Consider the following 24,735-nt stretch of genomic DNA (forward strand, 5'->3'; position numbering starts at 1 on the left):
TAGATTTATCCACACGAAACAAAACAGCAGTTTTGTCATAAACATGCTGGTCGGAAAGATATAAGCAAGTAGTTTGGTTGCAGTTAATTTAATGTTAGCTGCAACCAAGCCCCAAACAAAAATTACTAAGTGTTTAATCCTTCGCTGGCGGTTATAAGTCTATGTTGACCAATAGCCTCTTAGACTTATACTGTATCAGCCTAAGTTTTTTGTTGCCAAAATTGGGGGATTTGTGCTTATAGTCTTTGAAGCTTAGGGAAAGGTGGGATTCACGTTGTACCTTACACGATTTAAATATATCCCTCTTATTGGAACGGTAAAAAATTACAAGAAGGAATATTTCAGTAAAGATTTAATTGCCGCTTTAACAGTTGCCGTTGTAGCTATTCCTCAATCTATGGCGTATGCGTTGATCGCAGGAGTTAATCCTGTTTATGGTCTCTATACCGCGATAATTACGTCGATTCTTGGCTCAGCATTTGGAAGTTCAAAGCATTTAGTCACCGGGCCAACCAATGCTATCTGTTTACTTGTAGCTGGCAGCATGAGAAACTACATGGGACTTGACAATGCTTATCAGATGCTCTTTCTCATGACATTCCTCGTGGGAGCCTTGCAAATGTTTTATGGGATAGTTAAACTCGGCAAGGTCATAAATTTTGTATCTCATAGTGTTATCGTAGGTTTTACTGCAGGTGCTGGAGTGTTGATCGCCTTAGGGCAATTGAATACATTACTGAGTATTTCAATAAAGAATTCTGCACAAATGCCAACTATGGAAAAAGTGTACTATGTTTTAAATCACATAAACCAAACGAATCTCTACGCACTCGGGCTCGGAATTTTAACGATTGTTATTATTCTGGTTTGCAAAAGAATCAACAAGAACTTACCAGGTGCCTTGATCGGTATCGTTATACCCATCATAATTATCGTCATGTTTGCTTTAGATCAGAAAGGCGTTAAACTTACTGGTTATATCCCTTCATCCTTGCCTCCTTTTAAAATGGTTCAATTCAATCTTAATTCAGCTAGTAAAGTATTCAGTGGTGCAATTGCTATTTCCGTCATAGGACTGGTAGAAGCTATCTCGATCTCCAAATCCATTTCGAGCACCTCACGCCAGAGAATTGATGCTAATCAGGAATTCATCGGACAGGGTATTTCAAATATGGCATCATCATTCTTCCAATGTTTTCCTTCATCAGGCTCCTTTACACGCTCTGCCATCAACTATCACAACGGTGCCGTCAGTCGTTTTTCTGGAATTATGTCTGGTGTCGTTATTGCATTAGTTCTCTTGTTCTTTGCACCTTATGCTCAATATATTCCGAATCCATGTCTAGCCGGAGTGATATTAGTTACAGCTTATAGTTTGATTGATCAAGAGGAAATTAAAAAAGTATTGAAATTAGGTAAATTAAATTCCGATTCCATAGCAATGTCTGTAACCTTTTTAGCGACAATATTAATGCCGGACCTAGATTATGCGATTTACACGGGGATTGTATTATCCATCATCCTCTATCTCAAGGATACAAATAAAACTCCCATTAGAATGTTTGTTCCTTTACAGGGTCGAGATTCAAAGATTATCCGACAAGAGCTCAGCGTAGTCGATAACAAAATTGACGCACTGATAATTCAATTAGAGGGGCATTTATATTTTGGCTCAGCATATGACCTAGAGGAAAAGCTCGACGGCCTAGTTGAGAAAGCTAATGTCTTTATTCTTGAGATGGAGAATGTTATTTCAATTGATGTCACATCTCTTAATGCCATGAAGGTATTTGTTAAATCAGTCCAAAGATCTGGCGGAAACGTGATTATCTGTGGAGTAAGGTCAGATATTAACTCCGTACTTTTAAAAGCGAATTTTGACACAGAGATTGGAATGGATAGCAAGTTTACGTTGTCTGAGGAAGAGCTTTTCAAGACCAGCACAATTGATATTGAAAGGGCACGACTTGTAGCCTCTTGTGAAAACGATAACTCAGAAAATACCTTCGCCTATCACCTATTACAATCGGTCACAAATTTCAATGGTGGGAATAGTTCAAATAAGAAAGCAAGCACACTCTAAAAATTATGCCGGCACCTACAGTTGATTTGAGTTATCAAGTGTAGGGTGCGTGTTCGAATATTTTATAATTCAGAAGGGTGGGGTCCGAATTGTCTAGCCTAATGCGCCATAATTATATATCGCAAACTGAGAAAGCCAAACGAGAAACTGGAGATAAAAACTATCCTATATGGCTCTTGGTAAATCCAAAATATCCTGCTGTTCGCCATCATATTTGGACACCAGTACTCGCAGAAATTCAGGATAAAGTATACCGAGAAATTCAAACAAGGATTGATACAACGAATATTTATATTAGAAACGCTGTAGTCGATAGTGGAATTGTTCCCAATACGCTTAACTGGTGGGGTATTGAAGTAGGGGAAGAGATAGAGATGTTCCGAGAAATTGTCTTAGAATATAAACCCAAAATTATTATCACTTTCGGTGCGTTTCCTTATGAGTTCTTGCGTCGTGTCTTTAAAATTAAGCCTGAGAAGGGACCTGTTTATTGGGGGAATGCTATTTTAGGAGATGAATTTGGTAAAGCGATTCAAAACTTTGACATGTCAAAAATCAATCGAATTCCTTTACTTCATCGAGTTAATGCAAGTGGGAAGTTTTTTGAAAATCAGAATTTTTTCGGAGAGAATTACTTCCACTATGTAGGGACTAGAATTGCTGAGAAAATTATCGAGCATAAGGATAATCTGAAGATTTGGATTGAATAGTATGGATAAGTGTTAAATTTAAAACAGACGTTTCATGAACCTCATGAAGCGTCTGTTTTTTGAGTGTGCCAAAGTTTTCATCAATCTTAACGTTTTCGATTGGCTGGATAATGCCTTTAATAATCAGAAGGTTATAAGCTTGAAGGTTTTTAGCACATCCTCTATAATATTATTATAATTATGTTTAGTCTGAAAATTAAGACGAAAACGATTGCTCTAGATTCTTAATATCTGGTGTGAGACTAAGTTTCCAGGAGCATTAAGGGAGGCGGCAGATAGAATGAGTTTTGAAGAGAGTTTAATGAAAGATACTTTAATAGAAGCTTTAGGAATTAAAATGTTGGAAATTAGCCCAGATAAGGTTGTAGCCACTATGTCTGTCAATGGGGCTACTAGACAGCCAGCAGGAATGCTGCATGGGGGGCTTCTGTAGCTCTGGCTGAAACTGTGGCGAGTGTTGGGACTTTCAATTTAATCGATCAGAAAAATCAAATGACCGTGGGATTAGAGATCAACGCAAATCATATTCGAGGGAAAAGGGATGGAATAGTGACGGCAGTCGCAGTTCCCCTTCACAAAGGGCGAACGACGATGGTATGGGATATTAAAATTTCCGATGAAGAGGGAAAATTAATTTGTGTTTCAAGATGTACCATGGCCATCGTCGATAAGAAACCTTCAACTTAGGAAATGTTTAATGCTTTCAACAAATCGTCTGTACTTTGCTCCATATCTTTAAAACGCGAAATTACCGTTGTTGAAGACAAGGATTTTTTCACCTTCCAACGTTTCTCCAATAATCTCTAAATCTCTGGTTCCGATCATAAAGTCAACATGGGTGAGGGAATCATTAACTCCTATTTTCTGTAATTCTTCCGGACTCATGTTATCGCCGTTCTTAATACACACAGGGTAGGCCTTTCCTATGGCTAAATGGCAGGAAGCATTTTCGTCAAAAAGAGTGTTGAAAAATAGAATATTAGAGGCAGATATTGGAGAATCATACGGCACCAAGGCAACTTCACCGAGATAATGGGAACCTTCATCGGTTTCAATTAGGGTTTTAAGGGTTTCATATCCTTTTTCTGCACTAAAGTCAACAATTTTTCCACGTTTAAACGTCAGAGAGAACTGATCAATAAGGTTTCCGTTGTAATTTAATGGTTTTGAACTGACAGCTTTGCCATTTACTCCACTTTTCAGAGGTAAGGTAAACACTTCTTCCGTCGGCATATTGGGGAAAAATTCTAATCCGTCCGGTGTACTCTCGGAGCCGCCAAGCCATTGGTGATTTTTCGGCAGCTCAATGGTCAAATCAGTGCCAATGGAGTTCTTATAATGAAGAGCTTTAAAGGAACAACCATTTAAAAAGTTTATTCTCGTTCTGAGACTGGCTCGATGTTCATTCCAGGACCTGATTGGATCGTCTGTATCAACACGTACGGTCATAACTATAGTTTCCCATAATTTATCAAGAGCTTCATCTTCCTGGAGAGCAGGGAACACTTTTCGTGCCCAAGCTGAGGTAGGAATGGAGATAACACTCCACACATTTTTATTGCTCATGAGCCGCTCGCGATATTCTTTGAGAGCAGTACTGCTGGCTTTTTGTGCTTTCATCATTCTCTTGGGTTCGACATCGTGCATTAATTCAGGATCTGAGGCAGAAATGCTTAAAAAAGCAGCTCCCTGACGAACATAGGAGATATAAAACTCCTTTTGCCAGTCTGGAAATTCCTCGAATATTTCCTCAGGCGCATAAAGAAAGCGAATTTTTGAAAATAGTTCATCACGCCATTGAATAACGACATCCCTTGCGCCTTCTTGATAGGCGGTTTGAGCGAGTAAGCGCGTAAAGGGTGTACATTCAATAGGGGAAGTTATCACCAGAATCTGATTGGGTTGAAGATTTAGACTAGTTTTGACGATAAGCGAAGCATATTTTTCAAGGTTAAGTGTATTCACAATGATGGTCCTTCCTTTTCAATTTATTCCAATTAGAGTTTAACAAATAAAAGGATTAATGTCATGTCGACAGAGCTCATTTTTTAACCCTAACCCTCGGTCTGAGATCGTGAATATGATATAATTTAGTCAACATAAAGGAGGGCTATAAAATGTTAAAGCATGTAGATTCACTGAAAAAAGAAACCGTTTTTGAACGATTTGGAGGAAAAGGTGAACTCCAAATAACCCACTTTTTAGAGGGTGACGAATTTAATGGGAAGGGTAGATTATTTGCCAAAAATGTTTTGCTCCCAGGGGCATCACTTGGCCTACATCAACATAACGGAGATTTTGAAACCTATGTGATCCTAAGCGGAGAAGGCCAACTAAACGATAATGGAGAACTAAAGGCTGTCAAACCGGGAGATGTTGTCATTACTAATAATGGGGAAAAGCACTCTCTTGAAAACACGGGATCCGGAAACTTGGAATTTCTTGCTTTAGTCATATTTAACTAAGCCTAAGTTCTCAATGGTAACAGCTCGCTAGGTTAATTCCCTAGCGAGCTGTTTTGCATACATACATTAAAAAGAAGAGATCATTATGTTTGCTTATGCTTGTCTTAATATGGTAAACTTCACTTAATCCGTCGATAATTCGTAGACTTTTCTATAGTAATGGAAAAGTAGGGAAATAAGTGGCTGTAAGACTTAGTAAAGGGCAAAAGGTTGATCTAACCAAGAGTAATCCTGAGTTGCGAGAGATCATCGTTGGTTTAGGCTGGGCCTCTAATAATTCGACAAATAACTATAATTATGATTTAGATGCATCAGCTTTTTTGTTAGGACCAAATGGGATGGTAAATGATGAAAATGATTTTGTCTTCTATAATAACCCATCGGGTGGTCAAGGTTCTGTAAACCATAGTGGAGACAATAAAAAAGGCTCAGGGAGTGGAGATGACGAGCAGATACGCATAATTCTTACCGCTGTGCCTTCCTATATTGAGAGAATTGCGTTCACGATTACTATCAACGAAGCCCAATCAAAACGACAAAGTTTTGGAGATATAAAAAGCTCATACGTACGAATTGTTAATGCCGAGACGAATGAGTTACTTCTTAACTATGATCTCGGTCAGGATTTTTCCGTTGAAACAGCTATTGTGGCTGCTGAAATTTATCGCCATGCAGGGGAGTGGAAGTTTCATGCCATAGCGAGTGGTTTCCAAGGCGGTTTGGCCGCCCTCTGCCGAAATTTTGGTTTGGAAGTGGAAGAAGAACGTCCAGTAACCAATCATAACAGTGCAGCTTCAGATTATGGCAGTACAAGGCAATCTAGTTATGGTCATCGAGATCAAGGGTATATCGGTTCTGAAAATTCAAGTTCAAGCAGATCAGCAGCACCTTTCGCAACAACAAATTATCCAACGTATGAGCAATCCCTAAATGTAGGATATAGAAGGGATCATGAAGGTATAGTCTGCCCTCGTTGCCATTCGACTCAGATAACAGCTGGCAAAAAAGGATTTGGAATCGGTAAGGCCTTTGTAGGAGGTATTCTGTTAGGACCTGTAGGAGTGTTAGCCGGCTTTATCGGAAGTAAAAACATGGAATTTGTCTGTTTGAACTGCCGCGAGCGCTGGAACGCTGCAAGCAACACTAATACCGCACAGTGGCTGCAACAACAAACGGAAAATGCCCGAAATGTTGTGAGCAAGTATATGGGGAAAGATCTTACTGAAGCTTTAGTGGCAGGCAGTGCTCTCGTAGCTATGGCCGATGGGATCATCGATCCTTCGGAAAGAGAAAAGCTCATGGAGTATTTCCGTACCAGCCGGGAAATGCGGGGAATTAATATTAATGAGGTGGATAGCCGCTTCAATTACTATATACAGCGAATTAAAAGTGATCAACTATTGGGAAAAGCAGAGGCATTGCGAGCGGTCGGCAAAATAGCCAACAAACCCGAGGCAGCCCGTTTGATGGTTCGTTTGTGCTGTGCTATCGGTTTCGCAGATGGAGAATTTGCCCCTGTAGAAAAGAATATTGTAGCTGAGATTTGTCATGAAGTTCACTTGGATCCTAAGGAATTTATCTTCTAACGGCTCCTAACGAAGATTGTTGTCGTCTATAAAATATTGTTATACAATAATGTAAATGTTTTCAATCAACAGTGATTGCTTATGCATAGCCCGATAGTTGTAGAGGAGGAGAACTTTGAGAGCAATTATTCTCGGTATTTTAGCGTCGTTCTTTTTTGCCGTTACATTTGTGCTTAATCGGGCAATGAATCTCTCCGGCGGCAGTTGGATATGGAGCGCAGTTCTTCGCTATGGGTTTATGGTGCCGCCTCTGCTGTTAATAGTTATGATTCGAGGTAATCTAAAAGCACTCCTCAACGATCTAATAAAAAGGCCTAAATTATGGCTTGGTTGGAGTACTGTTGGCTTCGGTTTGTTTTACGCTCCGTTATGTTTTGCAGCTGCTTATGGACCAGCTTGGTTAGTGGCTAGTATGTGGCAAATCACTATTGTCGCGGGTTCTTTACTGGCCCCATTTTTTTTTGAGGTAGTTCCTTCTGACAGTGGGCCTAAAAAAGTCCGGGCAAAAATTCCGCTTAAAGGATTGTGGATCTCTTTACTTATCCTTGCTGGAGTCGCCGTTATTCAATTACAACAACTTCAGCAACTGACACTCAAACAGATAATACTTGGAGTTATTCCTGTTGTTTTAGCCGCTTTCGCCTATCCTTTAGGAAACCGAAAAATGATGACAGCATGTGGAAGCAACTTTGATACTTATCAAAGAGTCCTAGGAATGACTTTGGCAAGTCTGCCTTTTTGGTTTATCCTGGGGATTTATGGACTCATGAACGCTGGACTTCCTAGTTACCAGCAAATGAATCAATCTTTGATTGTCGCACTGTCTTCCGGTGTCATCGCAACTGTCCTCTTTTTTACAGCTACAGATCTTACTAAGGGAGATCTTCATAAACTGGCGGCAGTAGAATCAACTCAATCCGGTGAAATTATTTTTTCACTTTTGGGAGAAATTTTTGTTTTGAACGGCAAAAGCCCCACGATCTCATCATTCATCGGAATGGGGCTTGTGATCCTTGGAATGACACTGCACAGTTTCTTCACAGGAGGAACAAGAAATGATCAATCAGTTTAAACTGATTGATCATTGGTAAGGAATACAAGTTTTGTGATTGATATAGAATACAAGTATTAGTTGGAATGAATAATGTCATAATTTAAGCACCGAGTACGGTAAGGGGAATAAATTCAAAATGAATATTCAAATATTTGGAGTAAAGAAATGCTTTGACACTAAAAAAGCAGAACGCTATTTTAAAGAAAGAAGAATCAAATACCAATTTATTGATTTAACACAATTTAGTTTAAGCAAAGGAGAATTACAAAGTGTTAAATCCGCCGTTGGTTTGGCAGACCTTATTAATTGTGATGCTAAGGATTACAGGACGTTAAATATGGATCGAATTATAACGTCAAGTGGCAGAGAAGAAGTGTTATTCAATAATCCTAGTCTTTATAAAACTCCTATCGTACGCAATGGTAAACTAGCGACAGTAGGGTATAAACCTGAGGTTTGGTCGTCTTGGGAATAGAAACTAAGGCGGCTTTGGTTTGAGGAGTGAGAAAGTGTGGAGACAAACCGCAATGATGAAAAGCTCTTAAAGCAAACTGATATGATATTTAAGGAACTACTGTCTCCTCTGAACGAACGAGGAAGGAGTTCTTCCAATTATTTTTACCGTATTATTGGGTGTTCTGACGATCAAAACGAGTTCCTGACTGAGATCGCACATCTTGATGAAAAGCTTCGCTCTTTAAATAATTACATTCTTTTTGATATGGTCATCCCTTTGACGAATGATTCACTTTTAATCGAGAAAACTAAAAAGGTTCTAGAGCCCGTCTCTCTCAAAGATTATAACAACGGTGCCCTTTTAAACATCCTGGAAGCAAAAGGGTATTTTTCGTTAACCGCAGATCATTCGGTCAATCAAACGATCAGAGAGGCTTTTGGAATTGTTCTGAATTTATATAGGCTCAATGAGCCACCGAGTAATATCAGTATATCTATTAATTTCGTCACTAAAATTTTGCTCTGGTTTTCAGATTATGGCCGACAAAGTCTGGAAAGAAACCTCTATAATCCAAAAATTCTATACTGGGGAAGCCCTAAGACGCATGAAATATACTTTCTTATCCTTTTGTCCGAATTGGGATGCGATGTATTGGTGGTAAATACCTCCTTCGATGATCGCTTCAAAAAAGTAGATCAACAAAATAAATTTTCCCTTCCTATTATGATGTCTAAAGAACGTCCCATCTCTGCTTTTCCCCAGAAACGAGCAACTATAGAGCCTCGGTCAAAGGATATCCCTTCCCTTCAGCCAAAAACATCAATAGCCCAAGAACCTTTAAACTTGAACTCACTAAAAAACACCGATCCCTTGATCGTTATTAAATTAAAGCGCTCGGATACTCCTCTTGAAGATATACTTGTTCCAATGCCAAAACGTAGTGGTTATATTTCTGGACCGTTTCCGATTTTTCCCACGTTCTTTGTACGTTATATTGGAGTGCCTGTTTCTTCAGACGATTGGGAAGCGGAATACTATAACACCCTTTATAACCTAGATCGAACACTGCAAATTTCAGGCCACTATTTAAAGTTTCTTGAAGGAATCCCAGTTCCCAGTCCTGTGGAAATTGCCTTAATTCCTCAGCAATTTAATCATAATACTTTTGAAAATCGAGGGGGAATCTTAGAACACATTCTTCAAGTCAATCTTCTGCCACGCACGAAGGACCCGCTCTTTAATAACACTGTCAGACAGTCATATATTGACACTGTGAAACTCTTCAGCGAGAAACAGAGCAATCTCACGTCTACTATTCTCCTGAACTTTTCGTTAAAGCTTGTGATATGGGTAAATCGCTATATACCGAAACTTTTAGAGAGCAGGGAGCCAGTTCAAAGAAATGGGGAAGAGGGATTAAGTCAGAATTATCATTTTAAGGTCCTCTTTTATGGTTCTATCCGACCCCATGAAATTTACTTGCTGAACTTCTTTCATAAAATAGGATCTGATGTACTTTTTATTCATTCAGAGTTGGAAGGAGATCTATCGTTTCATAGCATCGATGAAGATGATACACTGACTCAAGTGATCAGGAACTTGCATAGTTTACCTTTGGTCCCTTTTCCAGTTGGAGAACAATTGATCCGTAGAAGCACGATTGCCTATAGTGCTTCTAAAGAAATCGAAGAAGTTATCTATAGTGAAGAGGTTGGATTATATAAACCTTGGCAATTCGAAAATTACATGACTCAACCTATTACGCTGAAGGCGACGTATGACGAACTCAAAATCCTCTGGCGCGAACCCTCTAAAGTCAGACCTGAGTTCAAAGTCCAAAACAAGAAAGTTTACATTCCCAATCTCTTTGCCAAGATTAATGGTGTCAATGAAGATCTCGATGCCTATTGGCAAGACCTCAAAGCTTTTTCAACGGCTCCGAACACTCGACTGATCGAATCTGCTCCATTTAGCAGGGTATGCTATACCCGACAAGAACTTTATCAAGCAGATTATTTGTTAAACGAGCAAGGTAATGTCGATGAACTGAAGGTAATGAAAAGTCCCCATTACAAATTCGGATATCTGCGAACGCCCTTGCAGCATTTTTTGATTGCTAAATTAAATGAGCTTTTAGTTTCTAAGATGCTCCTCTTTGAGATCGATGAAAAAATGAAGCTTAAGATTTTAATGACGATCTTGACTATGGATGATTCTCTGATCAAGCTGATCGAAAGTTTTGATTTCCCGCAAGAAATCCCTAAGATTATTGTTTATGATCGCGACAAGGAAAGCTTTTCGGACATTGATGCAATTTTGCTGGCCTATTTTAATCTTGTCGGACTTGATATCCTCATTTTTACGCCAACAAAGTACAATACGCTTGAACAATGGATTAACCCTAGTCTATTTGATGTTCATCAGCTGCCCTTGGTCAAATATGAGCTTGACCTTTCGCCTCTGTATAGCATCGTTTCTCCTCCGGCCAAAAAAACGGGTCTGCTGGCACGCTTCTTTAATGGCCGCTAAGTGTAGTGTGAGAATCAGAAAATTATAGGTTATTTGATTAGGCCCAGAAAACTGCAAGGCAGTCTGGACGTTAAAAATACGTCTTCAATTTGGGATAGAGAAAGGGGTATGTACCATGGAGATTCAAGGTTTCACAACAACATTAACAGAGGATAAAAGCTTAGTTCCGGCACCTATTCCAGAGTTTAATGTTGAACAGACTAAGAACGAAATTATGGCTAAAGTGAAAGAAAGCCCGGAAGTTCGCAGTATTGTGCGCCAAATTAACATCGAAGATGTAGGTTCGATTATGTCGTTTGGCAAAAACACTGCGGAAGAGGTTTCCAGATTCTCTGACGCGATCCTGCATTCTATGCAAACGACAAAAGTTGAGGACTCAGGAGAGCTGTTGCTACAACTTAATAAGATTATGGATAAGTTTGATATCAAGGATTTTGAAGAAAAGCAACCGGGTTTTCTGGGAAAAATGTTTTCTAAAGCAAAAAATTCAGTGGAAGCCCTGTTCCATAAATATAACTCTATGGGAGATGAAGTTGATAAAGTCTTTGTGACCTTAAAAAAGTATGAGGCGGAGATAAATGTCGCTAATAAGCATTTGGAAGACATGTTTGTCAGAAACACAGAATATTATGAGCAGTTGGGGCAATATATCTATGCAGGTCAAGTAGTTCTGGCGGAACTGAAAAATAATATTATCCCTACAGCCCAGGCCAAAGCGAATCAGACAGGAAACCAGCTTGACCAAATAAATGTCAATAATTTATTGCAGATTCAAGAAATCATGGAGCAACGAATCTATGATTTACAGTTGGCGGAAAATGTTGCCGTACAAAGTATGCCGACCATTAAGTCAATCGAATACGGAAATTACAATTTAGTCCGCAAAATTAATTCGGCTTTCGTCATTACCATGCCGATTTTCAAACAGTGCTTAGTTCAAGCAATCATGTTGAAGCGACAATCCGTCCAAGCCAAAGCTATGAGTGCTTTAGATGAAAAGACCAATGAGCTGCTGCTGCGCAACGCAGAAAACACAGCCCTACAATCGAAAATGGTCGCTAAACTCGCCTCAGGAAGTTCCGTCAGCATTGAGACCTTGGAAAAATCATGGCAAACAATCGTGAGAGGGATTGAAGAGACGAAAGCGATTCAGGAGGAAATGAGACAAAAACGTATTGATGGAACCAAGAGATTAGAGGTCCTCAAACAGGACTTTATCAATCGGGGGATTATCCGCTAAATATTGAGGAGGAAAAGGGGGCGTTGCAAAACGAACTAAAATAGTTCGTAAGCAACGCCCCTTTTCCTACTAGAAACAAAACTGCAGGTCCCAAAGAACCCGCAGTTGTCGTATAATTTGAGTTATGCTAACAACCAAATTACACTCTAAAAATTATACTGAATTAAGTGGACACTATCAATTAGTTCTACCATTTAATTTTGATGTGTTAATACCGGAGGATGACTCAGTTCGACTGCTAAGCCACATTTTGGAGGGATTGAATTACGAAGCGTTGTATCAGGCCTACTCTTCCACTGGAAGAAAACCTGTAGTCGAACCCAAAATCCTGTTCAAAGTAGTAGCCTATGCCTATATGAACAACATTTACTCAAGCCGCAAGATTGAAGTTGCTTGTAAAAGAGACATTAACTTCATGTGGTTGTTGGAAGGATGCAAGGCACCAGACCACAGCACCCTTGCTCGATTTCGGAAGAACTATTTAAAGGAATCCATAGAAGACCTCTTTTTCCAAATGGTGACGTATTTACACAAGCTTGGGGAAGTAGAGTTTAAGAACCTTTTTGTCGATGGAACAAAAATTGAAGCCAATGCTAACCGTTATACGTTTGTCTGGAAGAAAGTCGTTACTAAGAATGAGACCAAAATGTTCTTGAAAATTCAATCCTGTCTTGAGGAGATCAATTTGACCTATCTAAAGGACTTCAAGGCAACCAAAGAAACGTTACTTAAGGACCTTAAGGCGGCCCTCTCCTACCTAGAAGAAAAACGTCAGCAAGAGCAGATTGAATTTGTCCATGGTATTGGAAAACGGAAATCAAAGCTACAAAAGTTTACAGAAGACCTGAAGGAATTCTATACCCGTCAAGAAAAGTACAACAGACATCACCAATTCTTCGAAGGAAGAAATAGCTACTCCAAAACCGATCCTGATGCGACCTTCATGCATATGAAAGATGACCATATGCGCAACGCTCAGTTAAAGCCGGCTTACAATGTTCAGATTGGCGTGGAAAGTGAATATGTAACAGGGGTTGGAATTTTCCAGGATCGTAACGACATAGCCACACTCATCCCTTTCTTAAACACGCTGGAATCTAAACTACAGGCCCATTATGAAAATGTTACTGCAGACTCTGGTTATGAGAGTGAGGAGAATTATCTTTATCTCGAAGGGAAAAAGCAGACCTGCTACATAAAGCCGCAAACCTATGAACAATGGAAAAAGAAACGCTTCAAAAAGGATATCAGCAAGCGAGAAAACATGGTTTACAATGCAGAAATGGATGAATACACCTGTCATAACGGAAAACAACTCAAACTAGTGGGAATTACCCATCGAACATCGGCAACGGGCTACCGATCTGAAATCACGATCTATGAATGTGAAGACTGCCGTGATTGTCCTTGTAAAAGTCAATGTACAAAAGCTAAAGGCAATCGAAGAATGCAAGTATCTAAAACGTTTGTGGCCAAACGCCAGGTATCGTACGGAAACATTACCACCGAAAAAGGGAGACTACTCAGAGTAAATCGATCCATACAGGTCGAAGGAGCCTTTGGGGTACTCAAAAATGACTATAACTTTAATCGCTTTTTGACACGAGGTAAAAACAGTGTAAAAACTGAATTTATGCTGCTGTGTTTTGGGTATAACGTGAATAAACTTCACGCTAAAATACAGAATGAACGAATTGGTAAACCCCTTCATCCATTAAAAACGGCTTAAAAAGGGGTCGAAAAAACAGTCTCATCTAGAAGGCTTATTTTGCTATACACAAATTTAAGTAGAAAATAGAGATTGAGCATTGCAATCAAACCACTTAATATTTTCCACAGTAAAAAGAAATGGGGAGCATCGCTTGCTACTTCAAAATAGTAGTTTTGCGACACTCCCTTTTTGTACGCAAGAAAATTTTAATTGCTAGAGGATTTAAAGCGTCCGTGGGTCGGCTTGGTAAGCAACTTAGGCACGAATATTTTAGCCGCATACTCTTTGCTTTATCTTCCGCATAACTAACTGTACTTTGGCTCTATCTTTATGCTGTATTTACAGTATTATCCAGGTTCGATTTTTTCATATAAGGATCGAGGGGAAACAGATCGCAGCACTTATAATGGTAACGAGCGGAACTGTGCTCGCAAGTGGACTCTATGCCGAGGCCAAGGGAGCATCGATAACAGGATTTTGTCTTGCGGTAGGATCAGCCATTTGTTATACGTTATATAATTTAGCGGGAGAAGTAGCCCTAGCCGAAGTCTCTCCGCTGACGGTGATGAGTTATACGCAATTAATCTCATCATTAGGTTTGATTGCCTTTTTATTTCTGGCATCACTTTTTTCTGCTATTCTCAGAGACAACAGACCATTTGACATAAAGAAAAAAAATTAGCTACATAACGCCAGGTTTTTTCGTCATTTGATGCTACATTATTGTCGTTATTGATTTAATAAGGTAATAAATTGTAGCAATATCAAATGAAGGAACGTAAGAAACCAACAAATTTCGCTTAAGTACGGTGATACAATGTATCCGTTGGTAGCGGAATTGTATCTTCGTACTTAGCTGTAAAGGGGGAGGGGTAATTTCATATCGAAAAACTTAATAAGTATAGAGAGGTTCTCAATGCACTATGCCCTGACTTGGAGCTGCTGAGGCTGTTTAGAAATAACTGGGGCTGAATTATCTGATGATGGTTCAGTTTATTGAAGGGTAAGGGTATTAGGGGTCTTAGTTATGTCAATGTGAGATGATGTCTATATTTGGGAAACAAATCACAATATTTTAAATATTAAACGTTAGGAGGGAAGGAAATGTCAGATAATTTTGCCGCAGTAGGATTGTTGCTTGCGTTTGCAGTAGGTTTACCAATTGTAGTCATGGCTGTTGCTCATCTATTGGCACCCCATAAGCCACATAAGGAAAAGTTAACAACCTATGAATGTGGTAATGAGCCAATTGGCAGGGCGTGGATCGGATTCAAGAGCAACTACTTTCTTTATGCTATTGTCTTTACCGCCTTCGATGTAGAAACAATTTTTTTGTATCCATGGGCATTGACGTTCCGTAAACTTGGAACCTTTGCTTTTGCTGAAATGTTTATCTTCATGACCATTCTCATAGTTGGTTTTTGGTATGCTTGGAAAGAAGGTGCTTTGGAGTGGACGTAAAAAGGGAGAAAGCGCTGCGTGACGCTGAGGCCACAGCTGAAAAGAATATTCTGCTTACCAGTGTCGAGAAGTTCTTGAACTGGGGTCGAGTGCATTCTTTCTGGCCTTGCTCTTTCGGTCTGGCTTGTTGTGCTATTGAGATGGCATCATCAGGAGGTCCTCGTTATGACTTGTCGCGTTTCGGCTATGAGGTGTTCCAGGCTTCACCGAGACAAGCAGATTTAATGATTGTGGCAGGGACTTTGACCCGGAAAATGGCTCCAATAGCGCGCCGTATCTATGATCAAATGCCAGAGCCTAAATGGGTCATTGCCATGGGGAATTGTGCCTGCTCAGGTGGTCCGTTCGCAGATTCTTACGCCGTAGTACCGGGGGCGGATAGCATTGTTCCGATCGATGTCTATATCCCTGGCTGCCCACCAAGACCGGAATCCTTGATTTTTGGGATGTTGCAACTCAAACGGAAGATACAAAATCCTGCTAAGGCGAGGTTAATTAAGCATGTTAAATAATATTTTGAGAGCACAAGTGGCCGAGTTGGCAGGCAGAGTTAACGGACAAGTTGAAGAGAGCCTTGGCGTACTTGAATTAACCGTAAATTACCCATATGCACTAGAAGCGTTGACGGTTGCTAAGGATTTCGCAGATGTTCCGTGTGATTTCTTGCATGACCTAGCTGGAATGGATTTAGAGGATCACCTTGAAGTTGTTTACCAGTTATCCAGTCTGCGCGGTCCACAGCGTTTACGTATTATAGCTAGAGTCGAACGGGAAAATCCTGTGATTGATTCGGCTACTCCCCTTTGGAAGGGGGCAGACTTTTTAGAGCGTGAAGCCTTCGATATGTTCGGCATTGTATTCAGAGGACATCCCAATTTGAAGCGTATCTATATGTGGGACGATTTTGAAGGGCATCCAATGCGGAAAGATTATGTTATTGAGAGTCGTGAACAACGAGCGGTAATGCGAGTAAGAAAAGAAGGAGAATAGGTGGGGGAAACTATGACGATTAAAGGAACTCAAGAGTATTCTGTGAACATGGGCCCCCAACACCCGAGTACGCATGGCGTGTTTCGTATGGTGGTCCATTTGGATGGAGAAGTTGTTACTAACGTTGAACCCAAAATTGGGTATCTCCATCGTGGTCTGGAAAAAATGGCGGAAAGTCGTACATATAATCAGTTTATTCCGTACACTGACCGTCTGGATTATCTGGCAGGTCCGCATAACAGTTTAGGTTACGTCCAAGCCGTTGAAAAATTAATGGATATAGAAGTCCCCGAACGCGCAGAGTACCTCCGCGTTATCTTTGCGGAATTGGGTCGGATTGCTAGTCATTTGGTCATGATCGCGAGTGGATCTCTAGATATTTGCGGTTGGACTCCCTGGAGTTATTGTTTCCGTGACCGCGAACGAATTCTCGACTTTTTTGAGATGACAGCGGGCAATCGTATGACTCCGAATTATTTCCGAATTGGTGGAGTCAGCCATGATGTTCCGGACGAATTTATCCCTGCACTCAAGAGTTTTCTCGATGATATGCCTGAGATGCTTGAGGAGTACCATGGCATCTTTTTCGGTAATGAGATTGCTCAATCACGTATGAAAAGTGTGGGTATTCTCCCGAAGGAATTAGCAGAGAATCTGCTCATTACGGGAGCGAATCTACGGGCTTCCGGAGTACAGTATGACGTACGGAAAGCCGAACCTTATGGTATTTACGATAGGTTTGATTTTAATGTCCCGGTGTTGTATGGCTGTGATACCTATGATCGGCACTTTATTCGGCTTCTTGAGATTCAAGAAAGCAGAAGAATTATTCGACAGGCGCTGAGAGACATCCCAGAAGGGCCTGTGATGGCGAAGGTTCCGAAGATAATTAAGCCTCCAGCCGGCAAAGTTTATCATCGAGTTGAGAACCCAAAGGGAGAAATGGGTTGGTACATAGTTAGTAATGGGACGGCGAAACCGGCCCGGGTACGTATACGTGCCGGAGCATTTGTTAACGTTCAAATGCTTCCTGCTATAGTGGTCGGCTGGAAGATTCAAGACCTTGTGACTATTTTCGCATCTATGGATCTTGTCTTAGGTGAAGTGGATAAGTAGGAATTTTCAATGAAGGGAGAAGAAGATGGACGCTTTAAACAATGTGTTTGTAAATATTGCGGCCGCCATACGTGGACTGTTTATGGATTCCCACTCGATCGGGGCTGATTTGACGATTAATATCATCGTGTTTATTATACTCTTTTTGATTATGGTCGTCGCAGCGTTGTTTCTTAGTTTGGTGGAACGCAAATTTGCCCACTGGGTCTCACAGAGATCAGGTCCTAACCGACTAGGGCCGCACGGTTGGTTTCAATTTATTGCCGATGCGGTGAAAATGTTGGGTAAGGAAGATATCTACCCTGCCAATGTAGATAAATTCCTTTTTAAAATGGCTCCAATGATGCTCGTAGGGGTTACCCTGATGGCCTTTGGCGTTATTCCTTTTGGTAAGGGAATGGTGGCAATTAATCTTGACTTGGGAATATTCTACTTTTTGGCAATTTCATCAATTTCAACGCTTGCGCTGCTGATGGCCGGGTGGGCATCCAATAATAAGTTTTCTCTGCTAGGGGGATTGCGGGCAGTTGCCCAAATGATAAGTTATGAAATCCCTTTGCTCTTTTCTTTGTTAGGTGTTGTAATGATTACTCAGACCTTCAACCTATCATCTATTATTGAGGCACAGAAAACTATTCCCTTTATATTCCTGCAACCCTTGGCTTTTCTTATTTATTTGATAGCCGGTATAGCAGAAACTAACAGGGCTCCTTTTGACCAAGTTCAAGGGGAGCAGGAGATTGTCGCCGGACCTTTCACGGAGTACTCCGGACTCAGGTGGGGATTGTTCATGCTCGCGGAATACGGCAATGTGGTCGCTACATCTGCAATCGCTGTTTCAATGTTCTTGGGTGGTTGGTACGGCCCTGGATTTCTGCCAGGATGGCTATGGTTTATTCTCAAGATATGGCTCGTGATTTTCTTAATGATGTGGGTCCGTTGGACCTTTGTCCGGATGAGAGTTGATCATCTTATGCATTTTGCTTGGAAAATCTTGCTTCCTTTATCGTTGGCGAACATCTTTTTAACAGGTCTGGGCATTTATATTTACCAGCTGCTCATTCCGCGGATTGGAGGGTAAAAGAGTGTTTGGTAAAGGATTAATAAAAGGCTTGCGCATTACGCTTAAACGTTTCTATGGACCCAATCTTACAGAGTATTATCCTGAAGTAAAACCGAAGCTTTCTCCCCGTACACGGAGTTCCATGGCTCTTGAACCCGAGAAGTGTATTTCTTGTGGGCTTTGTGTAAACGTTTGTCCGAATCAAGTCATTAATCTCACGAGCGAAAAGGATGAGAACAATAAAAAAGTATTAAAGACTTACCATATGAATATTGGTCGCTGCCTTATTTGTGGGTTATGTACGGAAACCTGCCCGACCGGTGCGCTTAGACTTTCCCAAGAGTATGAAAATGCGGTTTACCATCGCGAAGAATTACTATGGGATATGATTGAGCGGTCTAAGCAATTGAACAGGCCAAGCGGAAAGGAGGGGTAAGCGTGGGCACTATCGTTTTCTTTATCTTCGCAATTATGGCGATTGCCGCAGCTTGGGGAGTAGTCACTTCTAAGAACATCGTGCATAGTGCATTTTATTTGGCACTTTCCTTTTCCGGAGTCGCCGTGCTCTACATTCTCATGAATGCAGATTTCCTTGCTGCCGTTCAGTTGTTAGTCTACACGGGTGCAGTCTCGATCATGGTCGTTTTTGCCGTGATGCTGACCTTGCGTGGCGAGGTCTGTGATAGTAATCCGGATAATCGTAAGTGGGGACGGGGCGCGATTGTTTCAGTCTTAGTGTTCGTGGTTATCGCCTTGGTCGTCCTGACCAATGCGGACTGGCGTATTTTACCCACAGCTTGGACAAGTGGCGGCTCTGCTGAGGATATGTCGTTACTGTTACTTACTCAATTTATGATTCCCTTTGAAGCAGCAGCAGTCTTGCTGACAGTAGCTCTAGCCGGAGCTGTGATCTTAGCGAAGGGAGTGAAGGAAAGCAGATGAATTTAAGTGTAGGGCTTTCTACTTATCTGCTGGTGGGAGCGATGCTTTTTTGCCTGGGTCTCTATGGTGTGTTTTCAAAGAGAAACATCATCGCCATACTGATGTCTATAGAGTTAATGCTGAATGCGGTTAACATTAACTTTGTAGCCTTTAATCGGTTTATCTGGAATCAAAAAGTAGATATCCACTATATTCTTACGGGACACGTAGCGGCACTTTTTGTCATTGTCGTGGCAGCTGCTGAAATCGCTGTCGGACTAGCACTCGTGATTACAATTTATCGCAACCGTCGTTCCACAAATGTGGATGAATTTAATTGGTTGAAGTGGTAAGAGAGACTATGGAGAAGGTAGGTGTTCAAGGAAATGCATGATCTCTTTCGATGGGCATGGTTAATTCCTGCTTTGCCCTTCCTATCGTTTCTACTCATCGCCTTTGTCACGAAACGATCCAAAGGACTGTCTTCCACGGTGTCGATTCTGGCGATTCTAACCGCGTTGGGCTTGGCAATCGCTATAGGCTTAGGCATTATTCAGTCCGGAGCTGAACTAGTGGAACATCCAGCGATCGTTAGCGCGAATTGGCTAAATATTGGGGGATTAAAGATCGATTTTGGAACGGTTGTAGATCCCTTAAGTGGTATGATGTTGTTTGTGGTTACTTTGGTTGCCTCTATGGTGCAAATTTATTCCTTAGGCTATATGCATGGTGATAAAGGTTGGTCACGCTACTATGCCTATCAGTCGTTATTTGCATCCTCTATGCTGGGAATGGTTTTGGCGACTAACTTGCTGCAGCTCTTCATTTTTTGGGAACTCGTTGGCCTTTGTTCTTATTTGCTGATTGGATTTTGGTATTTCAAAGTATCAGCACGCGAGGCCGCCAAAAAAGCGTTCATCACGACACGCGTCGGAGATTTCGGCTTATTACTCGGAATATTATTCTTGTATAACAAATTTGGTACGCTTGATTTTACAGCCCTTTCCGCAGCCTTAAGCACTAATCTGCAAAACATTGCAGTCGTTGGCACTGCGGGGTATATTACCGTCATGGCATTCTTGATCTTTATGGGACCGATGGGCAAATCCGGTCAGTTCCCTTTCCATGTTTGGTTACCCGATGCCATGGAAGGTCCGACACCTGTCAGCGCCCTAATCCACGCAGCAACCATGGTAGTTGCTGGGGTTTATCTTGTTGCTAAAATGTATTTTCTCTTTGCAGCCTCCCCTGCAGCGCTCCAGTTTGTCGCAGGTATTGGTGCCTTTACAGCGATCTTTGCGGCCTCGATTGCCATTGCCCAAGATGACATTAAGCGGATTCTGGCCTATTCAACTTTAAGCCAGTTAGGTTATATGATCTTTGCTCTTGGAGTAGGCGCTTATTCGGGATCGATGTTCCACCTTATGACCCATGCTTTCTTTAAAGCCTTGATGTTCTTAGGTGCAGGTTCCGTGATCCATGCAATGCATGAAAAGCAGAACATCTGGGACATGGGTGGCCTGTGGAAGAAGATGCCGATAACAGGTACAACGTTCTTTATCGGCGTTTTAGCGATTTCAGGGGTTCCGCCTTTTGCAGGATTTTGGTCTAAAGACGAAATCTTGGCTGGTGCCCTGCAAAATGGTCATCCGATTATTTATGCCATCGGATTATTTACGGCCTTCCTAACCGCGTTTTATATGAGTCGGCTGTTCTTTGTCGCTTTTTGCGGACCGGAAAAACCCGAAAATCATCCGCATGAATCTCCCTGGAGCATGACAATACCCCTAATTATTCTTGCTTTCTTTAGTGTTTTAGGAGGCCTGGTATCCTTACCAGAGCAAAACTTTGCCTTCTTTATTCACTTTGGGGAATTTGAGAGAGAAGGTATGAATTGGGGTTTGGCTGGAATTTCGGTCATCGCCGGGTTATTAGGGATAGGTTTAGCCTATTATATCTACATTAAAAAAGCGATTGCAGCCGAGAGTATTGTCGCCCGTTTTCCGGTCGTCTACAGAATCCTTAATAACAAATACTATATTGATGAGCTTTATCTTTGGGTGATTCATCATATCATGGATGGATTAGCTAAAGTGCTCTATTGGTTCGACATTTATATCGTGGACGGGATCATCAATGGAATTGCTTTATTGACACGTGGGAGTGCAAAAGCACTGCGCAGAACGAGTACAGGGCAGCTTCAAACCTATGCCATGGTCTTCTTTATCGCAGTTGTGGTCATTTTCATGGTCTTCGCCTTTGGGGAAGGTCAGCTTTCGTCCCTTAACCCCTTAGCGATGCTGGGAGGTGTGAAATAATGTCAGCACTGCCAACAGGGGGCTCCTATTTACTCCCTTTAATCTTACTAGCGCCGTTATTGGCGATGTTCATTATTGTCTTCTTACCCAAAGAAGAAACAAAAACGATAAAAATTGTAGCGGCTCTGGGGACATTTGTCGCCATGGCGTTTTCGCTCTATGTTTTCTTTGCCTATGATCGCACGACAGGCGGAATGCAGTTCACGCTGACGATTCCTTGGGTTCCTGATCTCGGAGTTAATCTGGCCTTTGGAGTCGATGGAATAAGTTTGCCGATGCTTCTGCTCACGAACCTCATTGGCTTCTCGTCAATTTACGCTTCCTGGAATATGGAAAAGCGCGCCAAAGAATTCTTTATTTTGCTGCTTATCCTTATTACTGGGGTTATGGGAACGTTTATCGCCCGTGATCTGTTCATATTCTTCCTCTTCTATGAAATTGTCGTCATTCCGATCTACATCATGGTGATTATCTGGGGAAGTACCAAGCGAGTCACCAAGGAATACGCCGGGATGAAGCTGACCATTTACCTTCTGATCGGATCGGCGTTTCTTCTCGTCGGAATGGTGGCTCTTTATTTGGCGGCAGGTAAACAGGGTAACCCTACCTTTATGTTTGATCAGTTAGCCGCAAGACAGAATTTGTATAGTGCACCTTTCCAAAAGATTGCCTTTGGTTTAATGCTCTTTGGCTTTGGTTCACTAATATCGATGTTTCCGTTTCACTCATGGTCACCAGACGGTTACGCAGGAGCTCCGACTGCTGTTAGTATGATTCACGCCGGAGTCTTAAAGAAAATCGGAGGATACGGGTTAATCCGTCTCGGCGTTTTCGTTCTGCCCATCGGTGCTAAGTACTGGGCCCCCGTGATAGCAGCTTTGGCCATAGCCAACGTTCTCTATGCTGCCTTTATCGCCTTGGCACAAAAAGATCTCAAGTATGTCATTGGATATTCTTCAGTAAGCCATATGGGCTATGTACTCATTGCGATTGCTGCCTTGAACCCGACGGCTATCGATGGTGCAGTGGCTATGATGTTCGCCCATGGGGTCATGTCCGCCTTATTCTTCTCGATGATTGGGTTTATCTACGAAAAAACTCATACCCGAAACATCCCGGATTTAGGAGGCTTAGCCCATCAAATGCCGCGTTTGGCCATTGGCTTTATTATTGCAGGTATGGCTTCTCTGGGCCTGCCAAGTACGGTCAACTTTATCTCCGAATTTACCATTTTCATGGGTACCATCAAAGTTCTCCCGGTACAAGCGATTCTTGGTATCGCGGGGATTATCTTTACAGCGGTTTACACCCTGAGGGTGATTGCCAATGTTATGTTCGGACCGCGTCGCTCAGAATGGGATCATCTGAAGGACATTCGGGGTCCGGAATTAGTTCCCTTGGTCGTCCTGGGTTTGGTTATTTTTGCCGCCGGGATCTTCCCGAACATTTTATTTGGCCTAGTAAACTCTGGTGTTACCTCCTCAGGCCTTGCGAAGGTTCTTGAGACGGTGAGTCAGGCGAAGATGGGGGGCTGTTCTAATGGTAGAGTTTAATATCGCTGCAGTACTCACACCCGAAGTTGCGCTTGCCGCATTGGCCTTGATTCTCTTGGCCATTGGACTACTGATTCCGCCAAGCGCGCGCAAAGGCATGATGCCTCTCACCGCATTCTCCTTGATCGGTGTCCTCGGCTATACGCTCTATGATTTTTTCTATCATCCAAAAACCTCGTTTTTGAACGGCCTCTACTGGCACGATCAATTTGCTGTCTATTTTAAAATTCTCTTCTTGTCGGCCGCTCTTCTGGTTGTACTCTCTTCAGGCGGGTATGTGCAGAAATTGCCGAAATACCGCGGTGAATTTTACTCCTTAATTTTGACAGCGACACTTGGTATGATGCTGATGGCTGGTGCCGGCGAATTGATCGCGATGTATGTCGGTTTAGAATTGATGACCATCTCCTTTTACATCCTCGTTGCCTACTTGTCCGAAGACGCGCGATCCTCAGAAGCAGGGATCAAGTATCTTGTACTGGGGGCAACATCGTCTGCCATTTTACTCTATGGGATCAGCCTTATCTACGGGCTGACAGGATCGACACAGCTTTCGGAGGTTGCCAGTGGCCTGGGCGCTACACTTACACCAACCTCGTTCCTGGCAACCGTATTTATTTTAGCTGGGTTAGGCTTTAAGATCTCTCTCGTACCATTTCATCTCTGGGCACCAGATATCTATGAAGGGGCACCAACCCCGGTCACCGCATTTTTGGCGATCGCCTCTAAAGCGGCTGCCTTCGCTGCTCTGATCAGAGTCTATCTCTTAACGATGAACAGTCAAGCCTTTTCACCAACAGGGCAAACCCTGTTAGTTGTCCTGGCTTGCCTTACAATGATTTTAGGTAATTTAGTGGCCATTCCGCAAACGAATATCAAACGACTGCTTGCCTATTCGAGTATTGCTCAAGCAGGCTATCTCATGGTGGGCATCATTGCCGAGTCTCTCGCGGGCGTTAAAGGGGTTCTCTTTTATGCCATGATTTATGTCTTTGCTAACATGGGAGCCTTTGCGGTAGCAACTCATGTGTCGGAGAAACAAGGGAGTGACGAGATTAAGGACTTCGCCGGATTGATTCGACGCTCCCCCTTGGCAGCGGTAGTAATGACTGCATCGTTATTGTCCTTAGCAGGGATTCCTCCTCTCGCGGGTTTTGTAGGGAAATTTTATCTCTTCTCCGCAGTGATGGGTCAAGGCTATACAGCCATTGCTTACATCGGTTTTGTCATGAGTATGGTGTCTGTGTATTATTATCTCTCAGTCGTCAAAGTGATGTTTCTCGGCGAGGGAGAGGGACTGCCCGACATTCCGGTTCAGGGAGCCCTCAAGTTCACGATGCTATTTTCTCTCATCATCACCGTGGCGATTGGGATATACCCGACTCCTCTTGCTCAAATGGCCATTGCGGCTGCACAAAGCCTAGTTCAATAAAGGATCATTATTAGAGTGACTAACTATAATTAGATAATTGTACGGT

24 protein-coding genes are annotated in these 24,735 nt (G+C 41.9%); 23 read left to right on the forward strand and 1 reads right to left on the reverse strand.

What is annotated here, in order from left to right:
* Positions 1-274 precede the first annotated feature (274 nt).
* From VZF35_RS24995 to VZF35_RS25010, 4 genes are all read left to right on the forward strand, one after another.
* On the forward strand, positions 275-2,083 hold the full coding sequence (locus VZF35_RS24995; RefSeq protein WP_407309168.1) for a SulP family inorganic anion transporter: 1,809 nt from the start codon (positions 275-277) through the stop codon (positions 2,081-2,083).
* Positions 2,084-2,172: 89 nt separating this feature from the next.
* Positions 2,173-2,793 carry a hypothetical protein gene (locus tag VZF35_RS25000; RefSeq protein WP_407309170.1) on the forward strand — a complete coding sequence of 207 codons (621 nt, stop codon included), beginning with the start codon at positions 2,173-2,175 and terminating at the stop codon, positions 2,791-2,793.
* A 280-nt stretch (positions 2,794-3,073) separates the two neighbouring features.
* Positions 3,074-3,226, forward strand: coding sequence for a PaaI family thioesterase (locus VZF35_RS25005; RefSeq protein ID WP_407309172.1), 153 nt, complete (start codon positions 3,074-3,076; stop codon positions 3,224-3,226).
* Positions 3,227-3,240: 14 nt separating this feature from the next.
* On the forward strand, positions 3,241-3,480 hold the full coding sequence (locus VZF35_RS25010) for a hotdog fold thioesterase (protein ID WP_407309174.1): 240 nt from the start codon (positions 3,241-3,243) through the stop codon (positions 3,478-3,480).
* A gap of 48 nt (positions 3,481-3,528) precedes the next feature.
* Here the strand turns inward: VZF35_RS25010 and VZF35_RS25015 are convergent, their stop codons facing one another.
* Positions 3,529-4,758 carry an aminopeptidase gene (locus VZF35_RS25015; protein WP_407309176.1) on the reverse strand — a complete coding sequence of 410 codons (1,230 nt, stop codon included), beginning with the start codon at positions 4,756-4,758 and terminating at the stop codon, positions 3,529-3,531.
* Between the two features lie 152 nt (positions 4,759-4,910).
* On the opposite strand from VZF35_RS25015, the gene VZF35_RS25020 reads away from it, so the two are divergent.
* The 19 genes from VZF35_RS25020 (at position 4,911) to VZF35_RS25110 (ending at position 24,689) form a co-directional block, all read left to right on the forward strand.
* Positions 4,911-5,258, forward strand: a complete 348-nt coding sequence (locus VZF35_RS25020; RefSeq protein ID WP_407309178.1) for a cupin domain-containing protein — start codon at positions 4,911-4,913, stop codon at positions 5,256-5,258.
* A gap of 179 nt (positions 5,259-5,437) precedes the next feature.
* The gene (locus tag VZF35_RS25025) at positions 5,438-6,844 is read left to right on the forward strand and encodes a TerD family protein (RefSeq protein ID WP_407309180.1); all 1,407 of its coding nucleotides are present in this window, start codon (positions 5,438-5,440) and stop codon (positions 6,842-6,844) included.
* A 115-nt stretch (positions 6,845-6,959) separates the two neighbouring features.
* The gene (locus tag VZF35_RS25030; protein WP_407309182.1) at positions 6,960-7,916 is read left to right on the forward strand and encodes a multidrug resistance efflux transporter family protein; all 957 of its coding nucleotides are present in this window, start codon (positions 6,960-6,962) and stop codon (positions 7,914-7,916) included.
* A gap of 118 nt (positions 7,917-8,034) precedes the next feature.
* Positions 8,035-8,373 carry an arsenate reductase family protein gene (locus tag VZF35_RS25035; RefSeq protein WP_407309184.1) on the forward strand — a complete coding sequence of 113 codons (339 nt, stop codon included), beginning with the start codon at positions 8,035-8,037 and terminating at the stop codon, positions 8,371-8,373.
* Between the two features lie 36 nt (positions 8,374-8,409).
* Entirely contained in the window at positions 8,410-10,884 is a 2,475-nt protein-coding gene (locus VZF35_RS25040; RefSeq protein ID WP_407309186.1) for a YceG family protein, read from the forward strand.
* A 115-nt stretch (positions 10,885-10,999) separates the two neighbouring features.
* Positions 11,000-12,124, forward strand: a complete 1,125-nt coding sequence (locus VZF35_RS25045; RefSeq protein WP_407309188.1) for a toxic anion resistance protein — start codon at positions 11,000-11,002, stop codon at positions 12,122-12,124.
* A gap of 124 nt (positions 12,125-12,248) precedes the next feature.
* Positions 12,249-13,853 (forward strand): IS1182 family transposase, encoded by a 1,605-nt coding sequence (locus VZF35_RS25050; protein ID WP_407307550.1) that lies wholly within the window; start codon positions 12,249-12,251, stop codon positions 13,851-13,853.
* A 388-nt stretch (positions 13,854-14,241) separates the two neighbouring features.
* On the forward strand, positions 14,242-14,517 hold the full coding sequence (locus VZF35_RS25055; protein WP_407309190.1) for a hypothetical protein: 276 nt from the start codon (positions 14,242-14,244) through the stop codon (positions 14,515-14,517).
* A 422-nt stretch (positions 14,518-14,939) separates the two neighbouring features.
* Positions 14,940-15,296 carry an NADH-quinone oxidoreductase subunit A gene (locus VZF35_RS25060; RefSeq protein WP_407309192.1) on the forward strand — a complete coding sequence of 119 codons (357 nt, stop codon included), beginning with the start codon at positions 14,940-14,942 and terminating at the stop codon, positions 15,294-15,296.
* Positions 15,287-15,808 carry an NADH-quinone oxidoreductase subunit B gene (locus VZF35_RS25065; RefSeq protein WP_407309194.1) on the forward strand — a complete coding sequence of 174 codons (522 nt, stop codon included), beginning with the start codon at positions 15,287-15,289 and terminating at the stop codon, positions 15,806-15,808. Before VZF35_RS25060 ends, VZF35_RS25065 begins: the two co-directional genes overlap by 10 nt.
* Positions 15,798-16,286, forward strand: coding sequence for an NADH-quinone oxidoreductase subunit C (locus VZF35_RS25070; RefSeq protein ID WP_407309196.1), 489 nt, complete (start codon positions 15,798-15,800; stop codon positions 16,284-16,286). The genes VZF35_RS25065 and VZF35_RS25070 overlap by 11 nt, the downstream gene beginning before the upstream one ends.
* A 12-nt stretch (positions 16,287-16,298) precedes the next feature.
* Positions 16,299-17,402 carry an NADH-quinone oxidoreductase subunit D gene (locus VZF35_RS25075; RefSeq protein WP_407309198.1) on the forward strand — a complete coding sequence of 368 codons (1,104 nt, stop codon included), beginning with the start codon at positions 16,299-16,301 and terminating at the stop codon, positions 17,400-17,402.
* Positions 17,403-17,427: 25 nt separating this feature from the next.
* Positions 17,428-18,483 carry an NADH-quinone oxidoreductase subunit NuoH gene (nuoH, locus tag VZF35_RS25080; protein WP_407309200.1) on the forward strand — a complete coding sequence of 352 codons (1,056 nt, stop codon included), beginning with the start codon at positions 17,428-17,430 and terminating at the stop codon, positions 18,481-18,483.
* 4 nt (positions 18,484-18,487) lie between these two features.
* Positions 18,488-18,901 carry a NuoI/complex I 23 kDa subunit family protein gene (locus VZF35_RS25085; protein WP_407309203.1) on the forward strand — a complete coding sequence of 138 codons (414 nt, stop codon included), beginning with the start codon at positions 18,488-18,490 and terminating at the stop codon, positions 18,899-18,901.
* Positions 18,902-18,903: 2 nt separating this feature from the next.
* The gene (locus VZF35_RS25090; RefSeq protein WP_407307662.1) at positions 18,904-19,407 is read left to right on the forward strand and encodes an NADH-quinone oxidoreductase subunit J; all 504 of its coding nucleotides are present in this window, start codon (positions 18,904-18,906) and stop codon (positions 19,405-19,407) included.
* Positions 19,404-19,739: an NADH-quinone oxidoreductase subunit NuoK gene (gene nuoK / locus VZF35_RS25095; protein WP_407307664.1), complete on the forward strand. Its 336-nt coding sequence runs from the start codon at positions 19,404-19,406 to the stop codon at positions 19,737-19,739. The genes VZF35_RS25090 and nuoK overlap by 4 nt, the downstream gene beginning before the upstream one ends.
* A 21-nt stretch (positions 19,740-19,760) precedes the next feature.
* Positions 19,761-21,704 (forward strand): NADH-quinone oxidoreductase subunit L, encoded by a 1,944-nt coding sequence (gene nuoL / locus VZF35_RS25100; RefSeq protein ID WP_407307666.1) that lies wholly within the window; start codon positions 19,761-19,763, stop codon positions 21,702-21,704.
* A complete protein-coding gene (locus VZF35_RS25105) occupies positions 21,704-23,257 on the forward strand; it encodes a NuoM family protein (RefSeq protein ID WP_407309205.1) in 1,554 nt (517 codons plus the stop codon). The genes nuoL and VZF35_RS25105 overlap by 1 nt, the downstream gene beginning before the upstream one ends.
* The gene (locus VZF35_RS25110) at positions 23,244-24,689 is read left to right on the forward strand and encodes an NADH-quinone oxidoreductase subunit N (protein WP_407307670.1); all 1,446 of its coding nucleotides are present in this window, start codon (positions 23,244-23,246) and stop codon (positions 24,687-24,689) included. The genes VZF35_RS25105 and VZF35_RS25110 overlap by 14 nt, the downstream gene beginning before the upstream one ends.
* Positions 24,690-24,735: the final 46 nt, after the last annotated feature.

It is taken from the genome of Desulfosporosinus paludis (genome assembly GCF_045689965.1).
Taxonomy (GTDB): domain Bacteria; phylum Bacillota; class Desulfitobacteriia; order Desulfitobacteriales; family Desulfitobacteriaceae; genus Desulfosporosinus; species Desulfosporosinus paludis.